The sequence below is a fragment of the candidate division KSB1 bacterium genome, assembly GCA_034521575.1.
Lineage (GTDB): Bacteria > Zhuqueibacterota > Zhuqueibacteria > Residuimicrobiales > Krinioviventaceae > JAXHMJ01.
On record JAXHMJ010000005.1, the window covers coordinates 977,584 to 998,687 of the forward strand.

Consider the following 21,104-nt stretch of genomic DNA (forward strand, 5'->3'; position numbering starts at 1 on the left):
TGATATACAAACAGCAGCCTTTTATGAATACTGACGAGAATATTTATACCGGTCTGACTTTGAATTCAACCCCAGTTTTTTTAATCGCTTGCGAACCTTCAGCCGCCCCATTTTTATATTGCCGTATTCGACTGAATTCAGCATTCGCGCTATTTGCCCCGTCCCGGCATCCGGATTTTTTGCGACGATCTCTTTGATCTTGTCATCCAAAGAACTGTCATCCGGCTGAACGGAAGGATGCGGTTCTGCATCTTTAGCTATAGTGACCGTTTCGGACGTCGGGGGGGCCTCCTGCCCGGATGCAACGGCGCCGGCAAAGTCGGCGGCTGCGTCTTTGATCGAATCAAAAGCGCGAAGGATATTATGAAATTCCAGCAGCTCGAAAACTTCCCATACTTCCGTCGTCATGCCAACAAGCTTCAAATCACCATTTCTTTCACGGATACCCTTGACTTTCGCTGATAAAAATGCCCCAGCCCGCACTGCTCACATAATCCACATTGCTCAGATCGATAATGATCTGATAAGACCCCTCCTTTAGCAGTTTGGTCAAGGCATGTTCGAGCTCCGACGACGTTGTTGTATCAATATATCCGCCGACTTTGATCACTGATATATTGTTATTTCTTCCTGCACGTTGTATGGATACTTGGATACCTTCCATTACACACTCTCCGTTGTATAACCCCCAAAACGATTATTTATAATATTAAAGATAAGAGTTCAAAGCAAAAATGTCAATACTTTATTGAAACAGTCAAACATGGCTGCGCAAATGCCGGGCTTTATCAACACTTTTCTTTATATCGTCCCGATGCGGGGAAAGGCGCAGCACATTCCGCCATTGTTCTATGGCATTGTCCAGTTTTCCCTGTTTGGCATAGACTATACCCAAATTTTCGTATGCCCGTTCGTCTTTCGGATCAAGATCAATCACTTTTTTATACGCATCTATTGCTTTTTCATAGTTTTGTTTTCTAAAAAAAGTATTGCCCAGCAGCAAATAAGCATAAGAATTGCCCGGTGAGATTTCAATCACTTTTCCGATCAGACTAATGGCATTATCATAATTTTGATTATTATATAATGACTCGGCATCGGCCAAATCATGACGGGTGGAAGTTGAGTCTTTTTCAAAGGTCCGCACAAACTTAAAGCCGGTAAAATTGCTATTGTGCAATGCATTTTTTAACAGTTTTCTTGAAGCCACATGAGGATTTTCCTCAGATTCGGCATCCACCACATCAATTTGAAACTCAGAGTCACCGGCATCCTGAACCGAAACATTCTCCACGGTCTCTTCAGAAGCCTCTAAATCGCTACGAATTTCAGAGTCTTTGTCTGACTGTATCAGGTCGTGAATGGTGGCGGATTCCTCCTCACTGAATCCTATAGTCAGTCTTGTGTCTCTCATCAACATGAAAAATCATCCGGTTCGTTTTCAGGGTCTTCAAACTCCGATAGTTCAGAACCCTTTTCAGAGGAACGGGGTTCAGTCGATTCGCTTTCTTCCTCCTCAACAATTCCCTCAAAATCAGTCAATTCCAACACCGCGTCCGCATCGCTGTCCTGGATATCACCGGCTTTAAAGGTCAGATCTATATCTTCAAGATCAGTCATATTTTCAAAAGAATCAGCCTCGAATGGATTACGGTCTTCTTCCAAAATGGTATCAAATACATTGCCTTCGCCCGTCTCTGCCTCTTCATCCATCGGGACAATGTGTTCCTCTTCTCGCGTATCCTCCCCTTCCTGACCTGCAAAATCAAACCCGGCCAATTGTGAAAAATCTGTTCCGCTTCATCAGGGGGTTCATCAGCGGACTCGGTCTTTTTAGCAAACGTTTCTGTCAAATCCAGTTCGCTAAAAATATCAGGCTCTTTCTCTTCTTGTTCAAGAACAGGCTCTTTCTCATGCGGCGCCTCTTCTTGTTCTTTGCCAACCGGCTGTTCGGGCTGCACAGACTTGGCGGGCTGTTGTTCCTCGGTTTTTTTCGGCCCCTCCCCTATCAGAGACTGATCAGCCAGGAGGTCTTCCAGGGGTTGTGTTAAAATATCTTTTTCATCGTACTGAAACACATCAGTCGATTTGACAGGTTCAGCCTTTGGCTTCGCTTCCGGCTTTTTGGGCTCTTGCTTTTTCGAGGAAAGAATGCGTTCCTGGGTCGGTTTTTTCGCCGGCTGGACATCATCCTTCTGAACAATCACTTTCCCGTTAATCGTCATCATCGGGGTGCCCGGCGCTTTCATGCGCTTTTTCCGTTTTCCGCCGCGTGCCACAAAAGCCTCTCGCAGCTCTTTGGTATTGAGACGCATACGCACGAGTTCATCATAAATCCGGGATTCTTTGAGTTTTGTGAAATGATAACGCTCGGAATTTAGTTCTTCACTGATGCGCTTGGCGCCGTATTCCGGATGTCGCTGTATCACATCATAGATCTTGGTCCGTTCTTCAATACTCAGATGTCGTAATTCTATTGATCCGGCATCCGAAGACACTTTAAATGTTTCTACCCCCTCGGATTCAAACAATTCTTTGTATTTGTTATAATACGCATAAGAGGACAATCCCGCCAATTCGCAGGCTTCTTTGACATTTTTTCCTTCTTCGATATATACATATACCTTTTTAGCGCGTTCAAACTCTATTTTTTCGACAGTGGTTTCCTCTTTCAGAGCAACCAGAGTTATATCGTCATTTTGAGGCCAATCCTCGGTAAAGACTTGAAGCTCCTTTTTGATATTATTGACAAAATCATTCACATTCTGACTGCCATAATTGCGAATGGTTTCGAGAAACCGTTCATCACCAAACAGTTCCCGTTGCGGATTCATGGCTTCGGTAACCCCGTCTGTATAGACGATGAGAACATCATCTTCCGCCAGTGCAATCGTGTCGGATTCCAGCGACTTGCGGAACAATTGCTTATCGGGCAGTGAAATACCGATCGGAAACCCTCGCGGATTCAGATAATAGGTTTTCTGGGTGGTCGGTCGATACAGAATCATAGGATTATGCCCGGCGCTGGCGTAATTGAGACGACGGCGTCTGGAATCAACAATGACATAAAAAAGCGTAACAAACATACCCTTTTTCATGTCATTGACCACAAAATCATTTACACGGGACAGTACTTCGGCCGCGTCTTTGACACCGCGCGCTTCTGTACGCAATGCCGTTCTGATCATGGTCATCACCAGAGAGCCCGGCACACCTTTTCCGGATACATCGGCGACCACAATTCCAAGGGTATCTTTGTCGACTTCAATAAAATCATAGTAATCGCCGCCCACCTCTTTTGCGGCGCCGTAATAGGATGAAATATCATAACCCGTGACCTGTGGAAATTCAGCGGGCAGCAATGTTTGCTGGATTTCCTTGGCCACCTGCATTTCCTGCTGCAGCCGTTCCTGTTCAGCGAGATTGACCTGAGATTCACGTAATTTGATGGTTATATCACTGAACGCTTTGGCAATGGACCCCACCTCTGTGGTGTCATCGATGTCCATCTCTTCGATCACACCCGGCTGTCCCAGACGCTTGACCCATTCCTGCAGTCTTTGAAACGGATTCATAACCAGGTAAATCAGCAGAAATAATCCGGCGGCTCCGATCAGTGCGACCAGCAAGACGCCCCTCAGATAACGGCTGCGCACTTCATTGATTTCGGTGTACAATGTATCATAATCAATTTGATAATGCGCATGCGCCAGAACACCGCTGCCCGCAGGATCGCGGACAGGCATCACAATATCCATGACGCGCTGACCATTTTCCAGTTCGTAGAGATAGGCATGCTCTGTAAACTCGCTTGCATCTTCCGGTAATGAAAAGGTTTTGGCAACCTTGTCCTTGTCATAGCTGGCAAGAATCCTCTGACTCTTGTCCACGACCAGGACATCAACCACATTTTCGTGCTGTTCGGAATTTTTGATGGTATTTACCGGGCGCTGTGCCTGCAGCCAAACCCGGACATCCTCACTCCCGTCATCACGCAAGTCCGGAAGCAAAGAGGGATCATCGAGGTTTTCCCAGTTGGTTTGAACTTCACCGCGCAATACGGTACAACTGTTCTTCCCCTGTTCCAGGGCAATGTGCAATATGTTCTGTTTCTGGTTGAAAAACATGTAAAAATACACTCCCACCAGAATAACACTTAAAATGCCCATCGCATAAAGCCAATACCGCATTTTCAGACTGAGGGGAATGGATGAAACGTGCAGTCCTTTATGCTCGGGTTCGACACGTTTTTTGGTGAGCCACAGTTCGTTGCCGGCTTCTGTTTTTCGGTAATCAATATCATCCAGCAGTCGGCGCATCATGAAAATACCGAGCCCGCCCTTTTTGCCAATCTGAACATAACGTGACAAATCAGGTTCAGAGACATAGCGCGGATCAAAATATTTACCGCTGATCCGACGGAACACCATCACCAAACTGTCGCGTTTGGCTATGGCCCGACTTGGTTATATCCCCTTCCGTATCCCGATAGGCATGCTTTATAATATTGGTGGCAGCTTCGTCTGCGGAAAGCTTAAAGGCGCTAATCACCTTGTCGGAATACCCCCATCGTTTTCCGATTTTGGTTACAAAATCCCTCAACTGGCCAAGATACTCATACTTGGCCGGGATGGTCATTTCGGATTTATCGACCCGCTTAAACACTAGATTCCTCTACTCGTCACTGGCGGCTCTTTTCTTTCGCAATTCCGACCGGGCGTAATCGAGAGCTCCCCACAAATTCACATTGTGAGGCTGAATATCAAGCGCCTGCCTAAAGTATCGAATGGCCTCCTCGTAATTCTTGTTGGTCATTTCAGAATATCCTTTGAGATAAATTTCGCGGACCTCCGGAGTCATATCCATTCGTCGCGCATTGGAACGGGCTTTGGCTTCATTATATTTTTGACGCAACAATTTATTGTTGGGCGCGATCTGCATCGCCTCCTGATAAAGTTGCGCAGCTTTGTCCCATTCTCTATCCATCTCATATTCAGCTGCCCGCCGCAATTTGGAATCATATGAAAGACGGCCCTCAAGCTGGCGTATTTTTTCTTTGATCAAGCTTTCCCATTTTTTGATTCCACGGGAAAGAGGCAGCGCCTGCCGATACAGGTCGAGCGCATTGTCGATCCGGTCTTCCTTTTCAATCTTGTGAGCCTGTTCAACCAGATCAACGATCCGGTTTTTCAGATCCTCTTTGGCCTTTTCGCGAAGGTCTTTGATCAGAGAACTATTGGGGTTATAGGTCAATGCCTCATCGCATTCTTCGATGGCCTCATAGTACTGTCCCTGTTCATAAAACGCGAGTGCCTGCTCATAATGTTGCTTGACCATACGCTCATTATATTTGCGTTCCTGATCAGCCTGCTTGCGTTCAATTTCATTTTCCAGTTCCTGCTCGCGTTCCTGATCAATGGCCTGGGTGATCTTTTTCGCCAGTTCCCGCGCCTCTTCAAATTCGGGCGCATCACCGGTTTCATCATAGGCCAGCACTTTGCTGATGGCGCTGTAGGCGCGCGGATAATCACCTTCTTCATAATACTGACGGGTGCGCGATACCTGGAGTAAATCGTTTCCCGGCGCTCTTTATTGCGCTGCTGAATGGCTTCTTCCTGAATTCGCTGCATTTCGCGTTCCTGGATTTCCGCTATCCGTTCGTTGCGGGTTTTTCCAAGAGCCAACGTTGCCGAAATACGGTGGCTGGAATCAAAGGCATCCCGGCCGCCCCAGTAGGAATAATCCAGCTGGATTCCAAACTGCCGGATACCGAATCCATACGTGGTACCGTATCCCTCTGTATAGTTGCCACGCCGGTTCCATCCCAAACGCAGCAGAAACGTCTCGTTAAAGCAGTATTCCAAACCAAAATGCAGGTAATCCGGTACGTGCTGATTTTCGTGTACATCATACTCAAAGGCTGCGTGCAGATAGTTATTTTCTTCATTCATGAAAAAAGGACGGGACAATCCGAAACGGTACAAACGCGGACTGAATTCGCGTTCTTCGTCGAATTGCAGAGAGCGCTGAACAATATTATGAGCGTTCACACCGATTCTCCAATTCCTGAAAAATCCGGACTGAGCGCCGGAGACCAGCAGTATACCGACATCACCACCGACGGAAGATTCAGAGTACATATTGACTGCGTTGGCTTCATCCTGATAACCGGGAATGCGCATATGTTCAATTTTCAAATTGGCGCCTATGGAAAACCAGCTGGCCAGTTTTTTCCCATAGCCGAACATATACAAGCTGCGTCCGTAATCTTCGCTGCCCAAATAGGAAGCGTTGGAATCACGCAGCTCCACATCTCCGGTTGCAAGGCGGAGAACACCAATTGAGAACGTACCGGTACTCAATGTGGGATAGGTAAAAGAAAGATAGCTATATTGGGTACCCATCGGCAGATTGGTATGATAAGCGCCCAGTGACATGGCAGGCACCATTTCCAGCGAAGCAGGATTCCAGTAGAGTGAAAAGGCGTCGTCAGCAACGGATACCTGCGCTCCACCCATTGCCATGGCTCTTGCACCCACGGGAAAATCAAAAACATCAGTGACTCCGCCCCACTGATCACCGGCTCCGCCTTCCTGAGCGGTGGATGCAACAAACAACAGCAACACGATACAGGCTATTGTTTTCAAATATTCAAGTGTATTTATCATCGCATAGATCATAGTTTGGTTATCTCACAACAGCAATTTTAGTCATCGCTCTTTGACCTGATTCCGTGACAAGCACGGCAAGATAGACACCGTTCAGGACCGGTTCATTCATACCATTGGTTCCATCCCAGCTCCATTCTGCCTGATGCAATCCAGCCTGGGTCAATTGCGGATGCTCGGATTGAGTAAAGCTCCAGTTCCGAACCCAATCGCCTGTCAACGTATAGATATTAATTTCAAAATTCTCGGCCTGATTCAAATAGTAGACAAAATGGGTTTCCGTTTTATTAAACCGGCCAAACGGATTCGGATATACAAAAAACGTAGTTTCGGAACTGTTTTCCATCACTACCGACAATTCGGATAAAATCCCGAGAAAATCAACTCGTTGACCGCTGGAATCCGCGATCAGCAATTCCTGATTCAGTTCATCCCGGACCCGGATATCCCGGCTCGAATCCACCGAAACGCGAAATTCCCTGACATTGGTTTCATTCAGGAGATCGGCAACGATATAAACCGTATCTCTTGCGGACCCGGCAATTGTATCGGCAAAGAAATCGGTAAAATCCAGATCAATACGGGAAGAATCGGTAAATTCCGTCACTTGACCCAACACAGTAGGTTTTGAGAGTCCTGTTTCACAGCGGCGATTCGCGAAAAAACAGCGCCCGGTGTCCGGAGTTCAGATCCTTCTTTATTCCGCAGGGTCAGGCTGACACCGTTTAAAATAGAATGAATGCCACTGCCGCCGTCTTTGTTCCAAAATGCCAATCCCAGCAGTGGAACATCGACAGCTTCTGTCAATACGCCGGATTTTCTCGGTACCGCAACATTGTCAACCTGTACCACACCCTTTTCAACCCGGGTTAACACAGTCGCACTCGAGTCTCCCACATAGGCAGCAACTTTTGACAAATCATCCCGGGGCGGTTCGACCAGCACAACCCGGAGAGTATCAACCGGATTCGTGTACTGTTCAGGGGCCTTGACCTGCCAAATCACTGAATCGCGTTCTCCGGTCTTTATCAATGAATCAGAAAGCAGCTGATAGGCTTCAGGCAGATCCAGCCGCGCCTTGAAACGACCGTGAAAACCTGCCTCGCCATAGTTTTCAAGCTTGGCGGTAATCCAGAATGAATTACCAAAGCGAACATTGGCAGTATCCAGACCGGGCCGCTGATGCAGATAAGCCTGCACTCTTATGTCCGCCCTGGAAACCGCTTGAATGGTAAATTCAACGTCTTTATCTTCCACAATTGCCTGTTCTCCGGTATTCAAATCTTTGGGAACGGTCTCTACAATAAATACAAACTTTGACAGATTGATGGGTTTCTCGGGCGGAGCTTTTATTTGCCATTCAGGATAGATTTCATTGTTGATCTCCTGTCCGGTCACCTGCTGCCTGAAATCACTCAAAAGTTCATAGTCTCCATCCTGAGGCAGGATCAGCTGTATCTTGAAAACATCTGATCTGAGATAGGAAGCTCCGTCATGAGTGATTTTCGCACTCAGTGTAAATTCCTGTTCGGTTGAGACCAGTGAAGTCAAACCTTCCGGTTTTGAAATAAACGGTTCAATCATGAACGAAGCGGCCTGATGGGTCATAATTTTTAAATGGGTTGAAGTGGCCGTAATTTCCTGTCCGGAATTTTTATCCCAAGCTGTAATTTCAACCCACATACTGTCCCATTCAGTGGTGGCATAATCCGGCGCCTGTAAGTTCCATTGAAGCGATGCGGTTTCATTAACCAGCGTCACCACTTGACTGCGGCCTGACAGAGAATACGCGGAATTTGACACATGAAACTCGGCTGTAATCTCGTTGTTTTCTACATTCTGACCCCACAGTTCAGCGCTTACCGTAAATTCCTGCTGCGTGGAAACTGTGTTATGCCCGGTATTGATTAGAAAATTTCTAACCTGCAATTGCGCCGCCCGTTCCGTATGCACGGTTAATTCGCGCTTGCGGACAGCCACATTCACAGCTTTTCCGGAATTTTCATCATTCGGCAGTCGGGTCATTTCAACACGAATCAATTCTCCGATAGGTTTTTGAATGGTGGGCGCTCTGACTTCCCATTCCACATAACCGTCATCACTGAATTGCACGGAATCCGATGTCAGAATGGTCAAACCGCTCTTTAGCACATTCAGTTTAAGAGTACCCGTACCGGTAATGCCGGCTTCGCCCGAATTGTTAACCCGGGTTCGGATTACGGCGCGTTGATCCGTAGCAAAATACGCCTCACCCTCGCGCATAGAAATCGGCGGCCACGAGACCTCAAGAGGTTCAACAGTCAGTGTGCTTCTGGAGACGACACGGTTGATGGATACGGTATTGGTTTGTTTGATCGTCCTTCCGTCCGCTGAACGTCCCTCCACCTGAACAATAATTTCATGAAACTGGCTGATCGGCACATCAGGCGCCAAAAGAGTCCATTCGACCACTTGTTCGGAAGAATGAACATTAAGCGTATCCTTGGTGCGCAATTCGTAATGGGCATCGCCGTCCAGAGACGGCAGCAGGAGAACCGCGCGACGGTCCAGAATATTATCTGTCGAATTCACCCGGACACGAACGCGGAACAACTGTTCGGTAGAAACAATGCCGTCCGTGGCGCCGTCCGGTGCGGAAATCAACAAATTATCGAGGGACAGCGCTGCGCCTTCGGTTGATAATGCCAGTGTATCTGTGATATTGACAACACGAGATGTATCCAGCGTATTCAGATCCACAGGTATTTGAGTCATTGTGGTGGTAATATAATCAGGACCTGAGGCCACTTCCGGCGCTCTAAAGGTGAATCGCACATCCGTTGAATCATGGCTATCGGCGAAAGAAAACAATTGACTGACCGGCGTGGTGACATATTCCGTGGTATCATTGGGATTCTTGACAAGATAGTCTTCCGGCGGTGATATACGGATTCGCCCTTCGCCGGCTTTGGATTTACCCTGGTTATAAATCCTTGTAATCACATCAAAATCCTGACCGATCACCACAGATTCCCATTCTCCGAGTCCGAGAAAAACATTCTGTCGGATGCCAGCCGGTGTTTGTATGAGACATTGGGTCATCCGATCCGACGGTGTATTTGAAGAACGGATTTGCGCAGGAATAGTGCTGTTTGCGGTCATTGCTGAAATAATGGATGCTTCAAATTGTTCCGTAATTTCTCCCTGTTGAACATCCCATGAGCTGTCTGCAACCATTGTAAATTCAGCCGTGGCTCTGCTGTCACGCTGAATAGAATCAATCACGACCGTGTCGGGATTGGTCAGAGACAAACCGTCGGATTCGAGTCGGACCGCCACACTGTCCACGCCCAGGAGTTGACCGGTTCTCAGGTCGATTTCCACTTTAAATTCCTGTCCCCGATTGACCAAGCCAATCCCGGAGTTGTTATGCCGATTGGCGACAACCCTCGCTTCAATGATTTGCACAAGCGCTTCACTGTTCACAAACACTGAATCGGAAGCGCTTACAGGAGGCAGCACATGTTCCGGACCGGCCTGACGATCAAACGCCGAGAGAACAACCTGATAAACAGCTTGTCCGGCAACATCACCGTTTCGGGTCACCCGATACACCAGCGTATCAGATTCACCAGCGTCCAACGTAAAATCGGGATGCACTTGCAGACTTTCAGGCGGGGTTACCCGATATTCCGGGTCCGGCTGTTCTTCGACCGTAAAAGTGATATTGTCAGATGTGATGTTGACAAATTCAAGAGGCGCCGTACCCGTATTGGATACAACCGCATAAATATTCCATGGGCTCCACTTGTCTCCCGCATTGATACTTTCCACCTGGTGAAACACATCTACAATAGCAAGCATGGCGCCGCGCTCCACAATCGCATAGGCGGAATTGGCATCGCCGGGATTCACGATATTCGGATCACCGCTTTTGTTCAAACCGGTGGCGGACAAAATGCTGGAGGTAAAATTCACCGTACCGGTCATTTCTCCGGCGGACGCGGAAAAAAGAACCCGTCCGGTATCTCCGGCTGCAATCTCGCTTTCGATCAACTGCGGGGAATTATTGACTGTCGCCAGTTCCTGGACATTGCTATTCAGTCTGACAGTCACATCACGCACTGTTTCAGTGCCTTGATTGATAACAGAAACCTGTATCGGAAATTCCTGATTATAGCTGACACGCCGTTCTTCATTCGGCGCCAGATTGAGGGTTTCCACAATTCTCAATTGTGCGGGTTCATCGACCACCGTTAGCAGCGTAGAATCCAGCGCTGTCAGCCTTCGCGGGCCTGGTATGAATCAATCCCGCGCGCAGATAATATGCGTGCGACAGCGTATTCGCCATCCGGGCTGGGGGTTTGCGGAGCCTGCACTGTAAACTCGACATCTTTTTGCGAACCGAATGAAAGGTTTGTCAAAGTTCTTTCCGCATCACCAATAATCTGCAGGTTTTGTGTACTCAAACCGACGGTTACATCTGACAAATCCTGTCCGCCTGCATTGTTGACAGTCACTTTGACATTAAAGGTCTGGCCGGTATTCACATGCACTGTATCCCCATGCACATTTAATGCTGTATCCACATAGGTTCGGGTTATTTGAACGGCGGAATTTGAATACACGACAAAAGGAACGTCGGTTGTGCTGACAAAGCTATTGCCGGGCCGGGCATTCATATCATGCCCCAAAATACTGATGCGTGCAGTTTTTTCGCCGTTGGCAAACCCGGTGCGTTTGATGGAATAGACCAGGGTGTCGGTCTCGCCAGCCATCAGATATCTGACATCCTCATTCAGTTCTTGCTGCTCGATTAAACAACCATCTTCACCCACAATATCCAGTCCCATGGAATCTGCAGGACCGATTTCAATGGTACCCTGCCCTGAGTTTAAAAGCGCCACATGGACATTCCAGGCAATCCATGAACCAGCGCCTACGCTGTCCTTGTCGGCGTAAGCATCCACAATTTGCAAATTCCCGGCTGCTTGCGAATGAATCCGAACCGTGGTATCAGAACGGGAGAACGAGGTCTGAATGTCAGCAGCTTCGCCACCGCTTTTGCCGATGACCTCCTGAATTTTGGCATGAATAACCTCATTGCTTCCGGGGAACTCGGGCGCCTGCACGAGCAGTCCGGGTTCTGTCCATTTGGATTCACCCGGCGCAATATCATAGACACTCAGCGTATCTCCCTGTATAAACCGGATGGAATTGAAAAACGAATCAAACTCCAAGGTGGCTTTTTCGATCGTATCGCCGTCAGCGCCCGTGAGATTGGAAACCAGGGCGCGCACATGGAACGTGGAATCGGCATTCACGAGTGTATCTGATTTTACATAGGCGATCAATCCATCCATACGGGCCGTTGAAGGATTCAGTACGTTGACTGTCGGCAGCGTTTCAAGACTGTCGCTGGTAGCGACAAGCTCCCGGCCAGTATTCAATTCCAGAACCATCACCTGGGCGCTGATTTGCACATCCCCGATCAAAGCAGGGTCCTGACTCACCGAATTGATTCGGAAAAAAAGGCTGTCCACGGCATTTCCGCCGAGCTGCATACTTTCGGAACCGGCAAACCCTGTTGGCTGTTCGATATCAAAAAAGGCATTGCCGCTGCTGAAATTGACAAACGTCTCGTCGACAGCATTCTGCAGGGGCCTGCATCATGCCGCCGCCGGTGTTGCGGACATATGCAATAATATACCAGTCGGATTGCTGACCGCGAATCACAGAGGGCTGGCTGACCGCCAAATCCTCCAAAACAATATTGGCAGGTTCTTCAACCGTCAATACGCCGGCATTGTTGATTTGAGTTTGATATTTATTTCCACTATCAATCGAGTCGGCCATCCAGACCTGGGCGCTTAGCAACACGTCGCCAATCGGCGCCGACGAAGAAACCTCGGTGACCTGAGCTGTCAGTGTTCCGGACTCTTGAGGCTGGAGATACGGAGTGCCGTTCTGAAACGTGCCGGGGACATTCAAGGTAAATTGGTCACTCACATCCTGAGTATTATAATTAAAAATAAGGTTCAAATCATCAAACTGCAAGGTACGAATACTATTATTCTGAATTTGCAGCTGAATATTGAACGGATTCGTCTGTCCGCGAATCACCGTTTCCAGGCTTGAACTCAAATCCAGAATCGCAAATTCACCGCTCACACCGACGTTGACCTGATCCCCCTGAAGAGATACTTGCTCATTGACGGTCTGCCCGTTCTCAGTACCTCGAATAGTGAGCACCGGCTCAAAAGAACCGACGTCTAATGCGCCGGAGACATATTCTCTCTTGAAACGCAGGGTTGAGGTCGCGCCTCCTTCCAGGACAGTGTCAAACGAGCCATCCACTGAGGCGGTAAACTGATCCGCGCCATCACTGATCCGCAGAACGGTTTGATTCTCCGACAAGAGGACATCCGCCTCACCGGAGTTGGCAATGTTGAGACGAAATTCTACAAAGTTCCCGGGCACGATATTCGCAGGTGATAATGATCCCTGCTGATAGGAAAGGACGGAAGGCGCCTCGATCTTAAACAGAAAGGCTTCCGGATCAGGGGTTTCAAAAGTCATGGGCAAATCACGATTCAACTCGACAGCGCGCATACGGGCTTTGATTGAAAACTCACCGGTCACGGATGGCATGTCAGTTATGGGAACAATCACACTGTCAACCTCACCCCCGTCAAGACGCGTTCCGCCGCCCGCAAGACTTGACGGCATATCCGTCTGAAATCCTGACGTTTGGGAACCGTTTTGATAAAACCGGACCCAGGTTTCAGCGGCTGAATTCAAATCAACGTCCACGGCAGCCTGGCCGGTGTTTTCAACCACGACGGTCACCCACCAATTCACCGTACTATTCCGGGTCACGGTTTGCTGAGAAGCATACAACTCACGAATACTGAACTCGGCCGGGGTTTCTAATACAGCCTGACTGGTTTTTCCAACAGATTCCGAGTCGATTGCTTTGTTCTGTCCGGTGTTATTGACAGAATAATCCAGATTCACATCGATCATAGCAATGCCGGGATCCGCATTGTTAAACCCAATTGGAAACACAAGGGTATCGGTTTCCAAGGCGCTGAGGGTAGAATCACCATTGGTCAAATAGCCTGAACCAATAGTCAACCCGGGATATAATCCGCCGCCCTGGGTTGTGAGCAGGCACTCGGTTTGACTAAAATCAATATCCACAGAACTGCCGCCATAATTGGCGAGTACGGCATATACATTCCAATTCTGCACCGAACCGGTAACCGTCATCGGTGACCGCGAGGGCTGCAGAGAAACCAGTCGCAGATCGTCGGATTTTTGCACGAGAATTTCACCAAACACATCCGACAGATTTGACGTTGTATAATACCCTTGTCCTGTGGTCAGTCTGGCTGTGATGCTATAGTGCCCGTCCGGGACCCCCGCATCCACTTGATCAACTACAAAATCGACATAACGTGTTGTCTGAGGAGGCAGATTGGTGCCGCCTCCGACAAATGCACTGGGGAAAATAATATCATTGGGAGAAATATATTCCATACCGCGATGTTTCAGGGTGACATAGGTTTCAGCAGGATCAAACGAAAGTGAAAGCGGAGCATTACCCTGATTGCGGATCCCCACCCGGATTGTAAAATCCTGGGTTTGACCAATGGTCACAGCCGGCTGATTGACCGGCGTAACCTCGGTCAGGATAAGCGAAGTGGATTCCACGCACTGAAATGATTCCAGCACACCTGATGTGAATGACGTGTTCTCTAGGGAATTTCTGTCATCGTAATCCAGAGACACGCGCACTGAAATATGGGCCAGAGGAGCATCGTCCCGGGCAGCGATATAATAATTAAAAATCCGGCTGCTATTGCCGGCAAGTGTATCCGGATTGCCGGGTTCGGGTGTGACATCAAAAAACTGACTGACATCGGCAGGCGCATCGCTGTAAAAGGAAAAATTTATAGCATTAAATACCGCAGCGGCTGAAAACGGCTGACCGTTGTTATTTTCTAATGTCAGACGCATCGGTACGCCGGAAGACTCTCGGGCAATGGTATCAGCTTCTATAACCAGATTTGATATCTGCACATCCGCCGGTTCCTGGACAATCCAGGAGTCTATGATTTCTGATCCCACTTTATCCAGCGGCGCCCCGTCAAACGTTCCGCTTACAGCGCCATCAATCGTAATTTCACCCAAAGTGGCGCCGGCGCCCACATTCACCGTAAACGGAATAGAGGTGGTTTGTCCGGCAGCCAGAGAGGTCCGGGATACAGACGGCGCCACATAATCGCCGTCCACGTTCATTTGATCCGTGCGGAAACGTAAATTACTTTGATAGTTCAACAAAGATTCAGTTCCGGTATTCTGGATTTCCATTACCACGGTAATATTATCCTGGCCGCGGGTTACAAACTGCTTGTCTGCGGTCACACGCGTAATACGAATAGGATTGGAAAGCTCCACCCGAATGGGATCGGTGGTATGCTGAACCGCTCCGCTGGCCACCGTAATGGTCTGTTCACCGGCAGTGTTCAGATTAAACTGAACACCGGCAAAGTCATGGGATGCCTGATTGTTATACGAATAATCGCCGGGCAAGGATGTCGCCGGTTCTGTATCTGTACTGGTGAAAGATACGGTACCGTTAAAGTCAATTTTTTCATTATCATAAATATCGTATGCAGTCACCGTTACCGGGTCGGGGAACGGATTGCCGGCCTGAGTTATCTGCGCAGAACCGGAGACCTCGGAAAGCTGGTGCAGATCTGCAGGAAAGACATTAAAACTGTTTGTATTCACCGTCGTATTGGTCTGCACAGACGTGCCGGTGAGTCGCACACTCTCTGTTTTGAACAGAATCTGCTGAGCGACGCCGCTTCCGTTTATGACCACGATATTATTCAGCGCAGGTGTCTGACCACTGGGCGAGGCATGATTACTTCCCTCGACGCCAATATTGATTTGTCCGGAAGCTTGATTCCCATAGGCATCGTTTGCATTTTGTACAGTAACTGCAAACGAGGCGCCTGCCCGTTGAGTGGGGATACTTTCAAACTGATAAGAGACAATTTCATCCGGCGTTACTAGAATTTTATCGCTTTGCTCAAATAATGTATCATTGGTCACGGTAATGGTTTGGTTGCCTGCTCTGCGCAAATCAAACAGGCTGCCGTTGAAATCGTCTTCACCGCCATGAGGCGGAAACATCATATAGGGGTTTGATGAATTGTAGGCGAGTTGAGCAGCCGGATCACTGCTTGTAAAAAAGATTTGGCCCTCATAATCTGTTTTGGGATTGTCCCAATGATCGAGGAGTTTGACATTGATCGAACTCGGCGAAAAAGACTCGCCGGCGCCGACAGAATCGGGAACGCCGGTCATATTGAAATCAGACAATTCGCCGGGCGTTACGGTGAACGTACTGGTCAATTGGGTAACGGATGTCCCTTCGACCGTTCCCTGCAGCCGGATATTATTTTCCGCTTTGTACAAGGTCTGCCATGCATATCCCGCGCCGTTACTGACATAAACAGGCACCAGGTTGGGAAGTTGACCGTTGGGCGCAGCATGATCATTCAGAGTGCCGGATTCAAAAGCCAGATCACGACGCCGCTCACCAGATTCAAGTTGCTGTCCCGCGCATCAGCCACAACGACTTTGACCGGTTCACCAGCTTTGGGATTCTGCGGGGTCATATAAAGATTGAATGAAGCGATATCTGCCGGTTCCTGAATGGCAAATGCAGCGCTGGTCCCTTGATCAAGCACTGTAACGCTATCCCAATTCAGTGTTTCAATATCTATTTGATAGGAACCGGCGATTGGATTTCCAACCATTGCAAGCGAAAACTTTATGGTATCCCCGCTTGCCGGGGAGGTCGTGGCGCCGTTTCTGTCCAGGACAACCGTCTCATCATCCACCGTTCTGACCGTCAAACCGCCGTCCAGTGTCGCCTGATCCGTGGAAGAGGCGATTACGATCTGATCCAGATCAAAGTCCTGGCCAAACAGAATGCGGAAAGATGCTTCCTGAGGGATTGTGGTTCGCGCGGTAAATTTAAAGTTATAGACTGTATACTCACCCGCCAGACTGGATTGCGGTGTGACTGTCAAATCATTGAGAGTGTCCGAAAACCCTGCTGTGGTTCCCAACAGGACAATTGCCGTTATGATAATAGTTACAAATGTTTTCAATGTGGGGACCTATTGTAATTTCTGATTTGTAAACAATTCAATATTGACACTATTTGTCATAGAATCTGCTATGGTATTGCCATTCAAAAGGGATATCTGAAATTCATAGGGCTGCTCCATATCAACAGGATTGACAACACTGGCTGTGCGGATTTCCAGGGCCTCGCCCGCTTCGACTGATCCGGCTGGTTTGACACGGGTTATAATCAATTTCTGCTTTTCCACAACGGCTTGCAGGCCACCGGCCAAATCATCAGAGGAAACGATAATATTCTGTAACAAAGTGAACTGTTCAGCGAATCTTATCTCAATCTGAGACGTTGCAGTGACAGGTGCGTCGAATTGAATATTGAATATATAAGCGGCAGGTCGAACCGGCCTGATCTGGGTTGCGAAAACAGACTGCAGTTCTCCCGCCCGCAATTGAACTACATATACCAATATTATTAATACACTTAAGTAAATTTTTTTCAATACATGTGGAGCATTCATAATACCATATACCTCATCTACACAAAAACTGATTCCAATGCGAAAACAAATATCACAAATTAAATCCAGTTAATTTTCAACTATTTATGCAATTTTAATGCCAGAGAAAAAAGATATAATATAGGACGTATGAAATGAATGCTATTTAAGTACGGCGCGCAGTAAAATCAACAAACCCCGGCCGTCATTCTGCAGCAGTTTGACTTTATTTGCCGCTTTTTCAAAATCCGGATTGATCTCGATTGCATTTTTGAACTGATCTGTGGCTTTGCTGAAACAATACCAGGCACGTATCAGATAAGCGCTACCCAATGCGTGTCGAAGATCAGGATATTTTGGATTTTGTTCAACCAATCGTTCCAATTGATGTAAAATCCTTGTGATATCTTTTGCGTTTTTGTACATAAAACGCAGAAATAGCTCACTATCCCAGGGTCGGTTTGTTTCTGATCGGCCTTTGGGGATCGCCTGCTCCAGAATTTCGAGTCCTTTTTCAAAATTGCTGTCCCGGGCTTTTTCCACACCCTTTTCAACCGTTTCACCATCAATACTCTCTGAATTGGAAACAGCATTTTCGAAATAGCGTTCCGACTGTTTCAAACGTTCTATCGGTGAAGGCAACTCCGGCATGGCTGGTTTCTGTATGCAGCTGTCAACAAGTATATAGCCGTAATAAAAATGCGCCTCGGCATATTTTTCATCGACACCGATGGCTTTTTTAAGAGCATCCAGAGCGTTGGAAAACTGTCCCGTTTTCCAATACGACAACGCTTTGTAAAAATGAACATCCGCATAGGACTGCGGGCTCTTTTCCAGTTGATCCAGAGCGTCTTGAAATCTTCCAATTTCCATAAGCCTTGCCCAGATCAAAGTTCACATCAGCCTGACGATCCAGGCGCAGAGCATATTGGAAGGTCTCGATTGCCTGTTCATTGATTCCGACATCCCTGAACATCCGTGCGAGATGAACAAGGGCGGTGACATTTTTACGTTGCCGGACATCATCCTTGATTTTAAATAAAAATTCAATCAGATCAATAATCTGATTGTGGATATCCTGTAAACCGGATTCCGAGATATCGGCATCCACTGCTCGATATTGGCGATTTATCAATTCTCCACCTTCAAACAATTCAAGACTGAGTGTATTGGTGTCCAACCGACTCGTTTGCAGATGCAGTCGCTTCTTGGCGACCTTGATATCACTGTTTAATCCGACGTTACTCATAATCTACTCGGTTTTATTAGTGGTTGCTTTTTCGTTTTTTGCTTCTTTATTCTTTTGTGTATTCGATTCGGAGTTTTGGGATTTTTTATAATCCGTTATATAAAACCCGGACCCTTTAAAAATCAATCCACTTCCACCGTTCAGCAGACGTTCCACTTTAATTTGTTTGCATTTGGGACATTCCCGAACCGGCTCATCATTAATAGATTGAAATTTCTCGAACCGATATCCGCAATTTTTACATAGATATTCATAGGTTGGCATTTTAATACTCCTTTATGCTAACGCCTTTAATCCCGTTTCAATTCGTTCCAGTGCTTTTTCCAGATTTTGCATAGACGTTGCAACTGACAGTCGTGCATGTGCATCCATGCCAAACGCGACGCCGGGGACGATGGCCGCACGATGCTCTTCCAGCAAATAAGCGCAAAATTCCAGTGATGAGGTTATGCTGCCGCCGTAATACGCGGAAAAATCCGGGAATGCATAAAATGCACCTTTTGGCAACATGCAGGATACGTTCGGCATAGCATTCAGACGATCATGTACAAAATCACGTCTCTCTTGAAAGGCTTTTCGCATTTCTTTAACGAACTGTTTATCCTCCACATATCCGGCATAGGCCGCTTTCTGAGAAATGGAAGAGGGATTTGATGTGCTGTGTCCCTGGTACTTTTTGATAGCCGTAGCAATATCAGCATGAGCTGCCAGAAAGCCGATACGCCAGCCCGTCATTGCAAAACTTTTGGATACACCATTTATATAGATCAGCTGATCTCCCAGTTGTTGATGAAAATCCGCCATGGAAGCGTATTCCATATCATCAAAAACAATTTGATCATAAATTTCATCAGACAGCACATAGACACCGCTTTCGGCAATGACATCAGCAATATCTGCCAGTTCCTCTTTGGTGTAAACAGCACCGGATGGATTGCCGGGGCTGTTGAGAATAAGCAATCTTGTCTTTGATGAAATAGTTTTCTCTAGTTGTTTTGCTGTTATTTTCAAACCGTTATCCGGCCCGGTTTTGACAGCTTTTATCTCGGCTTGCGCCAACTTGATCTGTTCCGGATAACTGACCCAATACGGCGCCGGCAGAATCACTTCATCGCCCGGATCACATACAGCAGCAATACTTTCATACACAGCATGTTTTGCTCCACATGTTACCACAATTTGCTTTGGTTCGTACTGTATCGAACGTTCCGCCAATAGCCAGTCTGCGATGGCTGTTTTCAAATCAAACATTCCATCAGCCGGTGTATATTTTGTAAAACCTTGTTCTATGGCGTTAATAGCGGCTTTTTTTATGTGATCAGGCGTATCAAAATCAGGTTCACCCGCTCCCAGACCAACGACATCTTTACCCTCGCGTTTCATTTTGGCCATCACGCTATTCAATGCAACGGTCTTTGACTCACTGATCTGTGAAAATCTTTTTGAAATGTGGGGCATAACCAGTCCTATATTTTTGATTTAACGTAAAATGCAAACACCTTCAACTCAGCTTTTCAACCAACTGTTCCCTGACATTTTCAGGTACAAAACACTCGATATTTCCCCCGTAACCTGCGATTTCTTTGACCACACTGGAATTCAGGTAAGAGTAGCGTTCATGCGGCATCATAAACACAGTAATTAAATTATTATTCAGCTTTCGATTCACCTGGGCCATCTGAAGTTCATATTCAAAATCAGTGATGGCGCGCAAACCGCGAATGACAACCTGCACCTCTTTTTGAGCCACATAATCGACCAAAAGGCCTTCGATGCAGTCGACAGACGCATTGGGGATATAAGACACCGCATTCCGGATCATATCCATTCGCTCTTGTACAGTAAAAAGCGGTGTTTTCGATGGGTTCACCGCAACGGCCATAATGACTTTATCGAATATTGTCGCGGCTCGTTCAATGACATCAATATGTCCATTCGTGATCGGATCAAAGGTTCCGGGATAAATTGCAACTTTAGAGTTCATTTTGATAAAACACCACCCTTGTTCGACTTTGTGTTTGTTCTCGTGTTTTGCGAAAATGCGTCAGGTTCAATCGGACGCTCATGGCGATCCGTTTCATAAATCAAAACACCGTCTTTTGCAAGCAAATGACGTTCATCAATAACAGCAGTCAGCTTTTCGAGTTGATCAAATTGATACGGAGGATCAAGAAAAATAATATCAAAACATTTATCGGTCCGGGACAGAAATGAAACCGCATCATCTCTGAAAATATCAGCCGAAACTCCGGCTTTATCAATATTTTCCCGAGTCAGATCAACCGCCTGTGTCGCCTGATCTACAAAGGTCACTGACCGGGCACCCCGACTCTGAGCTTCAAGTCCGAATGCACCCGTTCCGGAAAACAGGTCCAGAACCCTTGCATTTTTAATTTGTCTGATCAGACAAGAAAAAATCCATTCACGTACGCGGTCAGAGGTCGGCCTGATACTCTGACCGTGGGGTGAAATAAGACGAAAGTTTTTTAAAGTGCCGGCTATAATACGCATGTTATATGAACGCCCCTTGACATGTGTTATGCA

At 47.2% G+C, this 21,104-nt stretch carries 19 protein-coding genes; all 19 read right to left on the reverse strand.

Translation table 11 applies throughout. The features are described from left to right. Window positions 1-21: 21 nt before the first annotated feature. A complete protein-coding gene (locus tag U5R06_17330; GenBank protein MDZ7724507.1) occupies window positions 22-408 on the reverse strand; it encodes a hypothetical protein in 387 nt (128 codons plus the stop codon). A 28-nt stretch (window positions 409-436) separates the two neighbouring features. Next, window positions 437-664: an STAS domain-containing protein gene (locus U5R06_17335; GenBank protein ID MDZ7724508.1), complete on the reverse strand. Its 228-nt coding sequence runs from the start codon at window positions 662-664 to the stop codon at window positions 437-439. A 93-nt stretch (window positions 665-757) separates the two neighbouring features. Further along, a complete protein-coding gene (locus U5R06_17340) occupies window positions 758-1,420 on the reverse strand; it encodes a tetratricopeptide repeat protein (GenBank protein MDZ7724509.1) in 663 nt (220 codons plus the stop codon). Next, window positions 1,414-1,620 carry a hypothetical protein gene (locus tag U5R06_17345; GenBank protein ID MDZ7724510.1) on the reverse strand — a complete coding sequence of 69 codons (207 nt, stop codon included), beginning with the start codon at window positions 1,618-1,620 and terminating at the stop codon, window positions 1,414-1,416. The genes U5R06_17340 and U5R06_17345 overlap by 7 nt, the downstream gene beginning before the upstream one ends. Further along, window positions 1,617-4,430, reverse strand: a complete 2,814-nt coding sequence (locus tag U5R06_17350; GenBank protein ID MDZ7724511.1) for a SpoIIE family protein phosphatase — start codon at window positions 4,428-4,430, stop codon at window positions 1,617-1,619. Before U5R06_17350 ends, U5R06_17345 begins: the two co-directional genes overlap by 4 nt. Next, on the reverse strand, window positions 4,405-4,665 hold the full coding sequence (locus U5R06_17355; protein ID MDZ7724512.1) for an ATP-binding protein: 261 nt from the start codon (window positions 4,663-4,665) through the stop codon (window positions 4,405-4,407). The genes U5R06_17350 and U5R06_17355 overlap by 26 nt, the downstream gene beginning before the upstream one ends. Before the next feature lie 9 nt (window positions 4,666-4,674). After that, a complete protein-coding gene (locus tag U5R06_17360; protein MDZ7724513.1) occupies window positions 4,675-5,337 on the reverse strand; it encodes a tetratricopeptide repeat protein in 663 nt (220 codons plus the stop codon). Beyond that, entirely contained in the window at window positions 5,250-6,668 is a 1,419-nt protein-coding gene (locus U5R06_17365) for a PorV/PorQ family protein (protein MDZ7724514.1), read from the reverse strand. Before U5R06_17365 ends, U5R06_17360 begins: the two co-directional genes overlap by 88 nt. Window positions 6,669-6,687: 19 nt before the next feature. Beyond that, window positions 6,688-7,275, reverse strand: coding sequence for a T9SS type A sorting domain-containing protein (locus tag U5R06_17370; GenBank protein MDZ7724515.1), 588 nt, complete (start codon window positions 7,273-7,275; stop codon window positions 6,688-6,690). Continuing rightward, a complete protein-coding gene (locus U5R06_17375; GenBank protein ID MDZ7724516.1) occupies window positions 7,272-10,901 on the reverse strand; it encodes a hypothetical protein in 3,630 nt (1,209 codons plus the stop codon). Before U5R06_17375 ends, U5R06_17370 begins: the two co-directional genes overlap by 4 nt. Window positions 10,902-10,927: 26 nt before the next feature. Then, the gene (locus U5R06_17380) at window positions 10,928-12,211 is read right to left on the reverse strand and encodes a hypothetical protein (GenBank protein MDZ7724517.1); all 1,284 of its coding nucleotides are present in this window, start codon (window positions 12,209-12,211) and stop codon (window positions 10,928-10,930) included. A gap of 37 nt (window positions 12,212-12,248) precedes the next feature. Beyond that, the gene (locus U5R06_17385; GenBank protein ID MDZ7724518.1) at window positions 12,249-16,184 is read right to left on the reverse strand and encodes a hypothetical protein; all 3,936 of its coding nucleotides are present in this window, start codon (window positions 16,182-16,184) and stop codon (window positions 12,249-12,251) included. A 38-nt stretch (window positions 16,185-16,222) separates the two neighbouring features. After that, the gene (locus U5R06_17390) at window positions 16,223-16,840 is read right to left on the reverse strand and encodes a hypothetical protein (GenBank protein ID MDZ7724519.1); all 618 of its coding nucleotides are present in this window, start codon (window positions 16,838-16,840) and stop codon (window positions 16,223-16,225) included. A gap of 9 nt (window positions 16,841-16,849) precedes the next feature. Next, on the reverse strand, window positions 16,850-17,281 hold the full coding sequence (locus U5R06_17395) for a hypothetical protein (protein MDZ7724520.1): 432 nt from the start codon (window positions 17,279-17,281) through the stop codon (window positions 16,850-16,852). Window positions 17,282-17,473: 192 nt separating this feature from the next. Then, entirely contained in the window at window positions 17,474-18,184 is a 711-nt protein-coding gene (locus U5R06_17400) for a hypothetical protein (GenBank protein ID MDZ7724521.1), read from the reverse strand. 379 nt (window positions 18,185-18,563) lie between these two features. Beyond that, window positions 18,564-18,824 carry an FmdB family zinc ribbon protein gene (locus U5R06_17405; protein ID MDZ7724522.1) on the reverse strand — a complete coding sequence of 87 codons (261 nt, stop codon included), beginning with the start codon at window positions 18,822-18,824 and terminating at the stop codon, window positions 18,564-18,566. Window positions 18,825-18,836: 12 nt separating this feature from the next. Then, a complete protein-coding gene (locus U5R06_17410) occupies window positions 18,837-20,018 on the reverse strand; it encodes a pyridoxal phosphate-dependent aminotransferase (GenBank protein ID MDZ7724523.1) in 1,182 nt (393 codons plus the stop codon). A 43-nt stretch (window positions 20,019-20,061) separates the two neighbouring features. After that, window positions 20,062-20,544, reverse strand: coding sequence for a pantetheine-phosphate adenylyltransferase (gene coaD, locus U5R06_17415; protein MDZ7724524.1), 483 nt, complete (start codon window positions 20,542-20,544; stop codon window positions 20,062-20,064). Next, the gene (gene rsmD, locus U5R06_17420) at window positions 20,541-21,071 is read right to left on the reverse strand and encodes a 16S rRNA (guanine(966)-N(2))-methyltransferase RsmD (protein MDZ7724525.1); all 531 of its coding nucleotides are present in this window, start codon (window positions 21,069-21,071) and stop codon (window positions 20,541-20,543) included. The genes coaD and rsmD overlap by 4 nt, the downstream gene beginning before the upstream one ends. Between the last annotated feature and the right edge of the window lie 33 nt (window positions 21,072-21,104).